Here is a 239-nt window from a genome sequence, read left to right as displayed (position 1 = left end):
GATCTGATAAGAGAGAATATGAAAGTAAAATGCTAACGCCGACTGCCTTTATGTTGTTCGCTACTGCTTATAAAATTTTACATGATCTTAAGCCACATGCTTCAGATGACCTATCGGATATGAAACAGAAATTTGCAGGTATTCCAGCAGTATCATTTTTATCACCGGTAAAGGGAATTTCTTGTCAACTTTTCTAATATGATAAGTATCTAGGTCATCCTGAAATTGTAAAATCAGAT

The 239-nt window shown here is 34.3% G+C and carries 1 protein-coding gene; it reads left to right on the top strand.

The genetic code is table 11. The features are described from left to right. On the top strand, nucleotides 1–197 hold a 197-nt coding region (locus ACRHOC_RS15120; RefSeq protein ID WP_431159439.1), incomplete at its 5' end, for a hypothetical protein. Nucleotides 198–239 lie beyond the last annotated feature (42 nt).

The sequence above is a fragment of the Winogradskyella poriferorum genome, from assembly GCF_050618035.1.
GTDB classification, from domain to species: Bacteria; Bacteroidota; Bacteroidia; order Flavobacteriales; family Flavobacteriaceae; genus Winogradskyella; species Winogradskyella poriferorum_A.
This window is presented reverse-complemented; position numbering and strand designations above follow the sequence as displayed.